Source organism: Streptomyces sp. MnatMP-M17 (genome assembly GCF_900091995.1).
In the GTDB taxonomy this organism is placed as follows: Bacteria; Actinomycetota; Actinomycetes; order Streptomycetales; family Streptomycetaceae; genus Streptomyces.
Window position 1 is genome coordinate 1 of sequence record NZ_FMDK01000724.1, and the last position, 3,795, is coordinate 3,795.

Sequence of the window (3,795 nt, forward strand, 5' to 3'; positions counted from 1 at the left end):
CGGTGCCGCGCCTGGAGCTGTCCGCTCCGTGGCGCGGCACCGGCCGTCTTTCCTTCTTTGCACCCGAAGTTGTTAGCAATATAGTTTGACGACAGATTATTTGACTGCTACGTTTACGGCCACATTGTTGGCGTGCAGACTGATGTCTGCAAGACGGAATGGCAGATGAAGATGGCGGAGCGGCAGTCGGAAGTCTTAGCGGCGACGCCGGGAATGAGTGCGCGCAAGAACCTCGCACTGCTGGTGCTGTGCGCGCAGCTCTTCCTGGATTCCATGGATGTCTCGCTGATGGGTGTCGCTCTGCCCGAGATGCAGGACGACATGGGCCTCAGCAACGAGCAACTGCAATGGATCATCTCGGGCTATGCCGTCGCCTATGGCGGATTCCTGCTGCTGGGCGGCCGGGCGGCCGATCTGTTCGGCCGCCGGCGGATGTTCTTCTGGGCCACCGCGGTGTTCGCCGTCGTCAGCCTCGCCGGCGGTCTGGTCTCGGACGGCTCGCTGCTGATCATCACCCGTGTGATCAAGGGCGTGGCCGCGGCCTTCATCGCGCCAGCCGCGCTGTCGATCATCACGACGACGTTCCCGGAGGGCCCGGAGCGCAACCGGGCGATGAGCATGTTCGGCCTCACAGGCGCCAGCGGTTACGCGGCGGGCCTGGTCTTCTCCGGTCTGCTCACCTCGCTGAACTGGCGGCTCACCTTCTTCGTACCGTTCGTCGTGGCCGCGCTCGTCCTCCTGACGGTGCGCAGTGTGGTCGCCGCCGACGAGCAGCGGACCGGAGAGCGGCCCGGCTTCGACGCCTTCGGCGCGCTCACCGCGACCGGCGGTGTCCTGCTGCTGGTCTTCGCGCTGACCAGGGCTCCCGAAGTGGGCTGGGGCTCGTCGGTCACCGTGGTCTGCCTGGTGACATCGGTGCTGCTGCTCATCGCCTTCGTCGTGATCCAGAGCCGCCGCAAGGATCCGCTGGTCGAACTCTCCATCTTCCGCTCGCGCACGCTGTCCACCGCCAATGTCGTGGGCGTCGTCTGGGCCTGCGCCACGATCGGCTGGCAGTTCATCGCGCTGCTCTACCTCCAGCATGCGCTCGGCTACAGCGCCCTGAAGGCCGGTATGGCGATCGTGCCGATGGCCGCGGCCATCCTGCTCGCGGTCAATATCGCTCCTCGTATCATCAGCCGCGTCGGTCTGCGGATCCCGGCCGTGATCGGTCTGCTGCTCCAGGGCCTGGGCATCCTGCTCTTCCTGCGGGCGGGCGAGAACGCCGACTACGCCGCCGTACTGCTGCCGGCCCTGATCATCCATGGTCTGGGCAACGGCACAAGCTTCCTGAGCTTCAATATCGCGGGCGTGAGCGGAGTGCCCAACGACAAGCAGGGCCTCGCGGCCTCGCTGATCCAGTCGGCCGTACAGCTCGGCGGCGGCCTCGGTGTCGCGGTCGGCGCCGCCGTACTGGCCGCCGCGTCGACCGACGCCGGTGTGGGCTCGTACCACCGCGCGTTCCTCGCGGTCGGGATCTTCTCGCTGGTGGGCGCCCTCGCGTCGGCGGTGGGCCTCGGAGCGTCGGGCTCGGCCGATTCATCCGGGAAGGCAGAGGAGACAGCGCCGTCACAGCAGGGCGCGTCGCAGCAAGGTGCGTCGCAGCAGGGCGCCGGGCTTGAGAGCGGGCGCGCGTGAGCATGTCTCCCGGGCCCGTGGCGGGCCCGGGCGCCGGCGAGTGGGAGTGGCTGACGCCCGACGACCCGAGACTGTCCTGGGACGGTGTCGCCGAGGGCGGCTGGTCCGAGAACGGCCGGCTGCCCAGGCGGATCTCCGGCGAACGGCTCGCCACCACGCTGTCGCCCAACTTCGCACGCCTCGCGGCGATGCCCGCCGGTATCCGGTTCGGTGTCCGCACCGACGCCGAGGAGCTGTCCCTGAAGCTGGCCGTGGATCCGGGCAGCGCACCGGTGGACATCCGGATCGACGGAGCACTCGCGCTGCGCGCCGAGGCCGCCGACGGGCGCGAGATCACCGTACCGCTGGCCCCGGCCGCCGCCGTACATGGAGGAGATCCCGCACTGCGCGAAGTCGAGGTCTGGTTACCGAACTTGGGCTATGCCCTCGTGTACGGGATCGGCTTCCGCGGACACCGGGCGCTGCTGCCCGCGCAGCGCCCGGGCCCGCGCTGGGTGACCTACGGGAGCTCCATCACCCACAGCATGTTCGCCTCCGGGCCTTCGGAGACCTGGACCGCGCTGATCGCGGCGGAGCAGGGCTGGCGGCTGCACAACCTCGGTTTCGCCGGGGAGGCGCAGCTCGATCCGCTGGTCGCACGGACGATCAGGAACATGCCGGCCGATCTGATCTCGCTGGAGCTCGGGATCAATGTCTACACGCGGGAGACGTTCTCCGCCCGGAGCTGGGCCCCGGCGGTGTGCGGCTTCATCGAGACCATCCGTGACGGACATCCCGATCTGCCCGTCGTGGTGATCACTCCGCTGTCCTCTCCCGACCGTGAACTCGTCCCGAACAGAGTCGGATTGACGCTCGACGCGATCCGGAAACAGACGGCGGAGGCGGTACGGGTACTCGAAGAGCTCGGCGACAAGAACCTCCACACCGTGGACGGACTGTCCGTCGTCCCGGTCTCCGAGGCGGCCGAGGTCTTCTCCGACGGGCTGCATCCGTCGGCCGCCGGTGAACATGTGCTGGCCGCCAGGATCGGCTCCGCGTTACGGACGGCGCTGTCCGCGCCACGCCCGTAACGGCGGAGACGCCCCGACGGAAACGCCACGGCGGGCCGAGACCGGCCCGCGATCGGCCCGTGGTGGCGGGACGGGTAATTCCCCCGGCCCGCACCGCCACCGCGGGTTTCCGTGCGTCCCGATGTCGGTTTCGGGCTCGGTCAGGCCTCGTAGCCGATCCGGGCCAGCACGCCCCAGCGGCCGTTCTGCCGCGTCACGACATAGACCGAGTCGAAGACACCGAGCGGTTGGCCTTCGGCGTCATGTCGGCCGAACCGTACCTGGGCATGCACCTGGTCGGCGGAGACCTGCGGGAACTCGACCTCGTCCCAGGCGCTGTGGTGCCAGCCGGACGCGAGCAGCGCCTCCAGCTCCGCCTTCGAACTCTCGATGTACTCCTCCGCGTTCCGCCAGACCGTCACGGCGCCTTCATGCACACGGATCTGCGGGAAGTGCAGAGTCGCGGTCCAGATCTCCAGATCATGGCTGTTGAGCCCGTCGAGAAACGCGTCGAGAGCGGCGCGGGCCTCCTTGACGACGGCGGCACGGTCGACAGGAGAAGAGGAAGCGGAAGAAGAGGCGGTCATGGTGAACCTTTCGTCGACGGTCGACTTGGCGGAGCGGTGAGAATGAACATCGTTGAACGTGCGGCGGCCAGGCGTCCGGTGAACGGGCCGCGGATCGTCCTCGTCGGGCCCATGGGCGTCGGCAAGTCCACGGTGGGCGCGCTGCTGGCCTGGCGGCTGCGCTGTGGATTCCGGGACACCGACGACGACATCGTGGCCGCCCAGGGCCGTCCGATCAGGGACATCTTCATCGCCGAGGGCGAGCCGCGCTTCCGCGAGATCGAGAAGCGGGCGGTACGGTCCGCGCTCGCCGAACACGACGGTGTACTCGCGCTCGGCGGTGGCGCGGTCCTCGACGCGTCGACGCGCGCCCTGTTGCTCCCGTATCCCGTCGTCCATCTCGACATGGACGGCGAGGAGGCCGTGCGGCGCGCCGGGCTGAACGCCGGCCGGCCGCTGCTGGCCGCCGGCTCGGGCCCGCGCCGTCGGTGGCATGAGCTGAT

General features: G+C 69.0%; 4 protein-coding genes. 3 read left to right on the plus strand and 1 reads right to left on the minus strand.

What is annotated here, in order from left to right:
• Positions 1-132: 132 nt before the first annotated feature.
• Together GA0115259_RS29150 and GA0115259_RS29155 are read left to right on the plus strand one after the other, a co-directional pair.
• Positions 133-1,677 (plus strand): MFS transporter, encoded by a 1,545-nt coding sequence (locus GA0115259_RS29150; RefSeq protein WP_141716730.1) that lies wholly within the window; start codon positions 133-135, stop codon positions 1,675-1,677.
• Positions 1,678-1,679: 2 nt separating this feature from the next.
• Complete coding sequence (locus tag GA0115259_RS29155; RefSeq protein WP_093602561.1) at positions 1,680-2,747, plus strand: SGNH/GDSL hydrolase family protein; 1,068 nt, start codon at positions 1,680-1,682, stop codon at positions 2,745-2,747.
• Positions 2,748-2,887: 140 nt separating this feature from the next.
• Here GA0115259_RS29155 and GA0115259_RS29160 read toward each other — a convergent pair whose 3' ends face one another.
• Positions 2,888-3,313, minus strand: coding sequence for a hypothetical protein (locus GA0115259_RS29160; protein WP_093602563.1), 426 nt, complete (start codon positions 3,311-3,313; stop codon positions 2,888-2,890).
• A 42-nt stretch (positions 3,314-3,355) separates the two neighbouring features.
• Between GA0115259_RS29160 and GA0115259_RS29165 the strand changes: the two genes are divergently transcribed.
• Positions 3,356-3,795: shikimate kinase (locus tag GA0115259_RS29165; protein ID WP_093602565.1), on the plus strand; the 440-nt coding region annotated here is incomplete at its 3' end.